Source organism: Brevibacillus sp. YAE8, from assembly GCF_057543335.1.
Genome location: NZ_BAAIYG010000102.1, coordinates 1 through 646, shown reverse-complemented (window position 1 = coordinate 646; position 646 = coordinate 1). Strand labels below are relative to the sequence as shown.

At 39.6% G+C, this 646-nt stretch carries 1 protein-coding gene; it reads right to left on the bottom strand.

Going from position 1 to position 646, the window contains the following annotated elements; genetic code table 11:
• Nucleotides 1-646, bottom strand: a 646-nt coding sequence (locus tag AC27IT_RS27815) for an MFS transporter (RefSeq protein ID WP_487092264.1), incomplete at both ends; no start/stop codon positions are given.

Below are 646 nucleotides of genomic sequence, written 5' to 3'. Positions count from 1 at the left end.
ATACTCTTTAGCGCCTCAGGACTAAACAGCATCTGCAGCACACTTTCAGGATTCGTATCAATCGCTTTTTTGAACCCGTCGGCAAAAGCGCTTGCTTGAGCAGGCAATGAGTTTAAATATGGAACGAGTTTGTCAGTAAGAAGCGTACCTGATTTGGCGTTCATTATCGCTCCTAAAATGGTAATACCGAACGTTCCTCCAATTGAACGGAAAAATTGACTTGATGATGTAACAACACCGAGCTCTTCTTTTGAAAAGCTTTCTTGAAGAGCAAGCGTTAAAATTGGCATTACAAGACCCATTCCTAAACCGATTATGGCCATATAAGAAGTAGCAACAAGCTTGCTAGTATGAAGGTCTAATGTTGTTAACAAGAAGAACCCTCCTGCCATAATGAGCATACCCGTAACGATTTGAGGCTTGATACCAACTTTATAAACAAGCTGACCTCCAATAATACTCGTTACAATCATTGAAATCATCATTGGTGTCATAATGGTACCTGATTCTGAGGCGCTGACTCCAACGATTCCTTGCATAAAGAACGGAACAAATGTAATAGCTCCGAACATACCAATGCTCATAAAAAAGCCAATGATATTTAAAAGCGTAAACGTTCGGTTCTTAAATAAATACATCGGAAGAA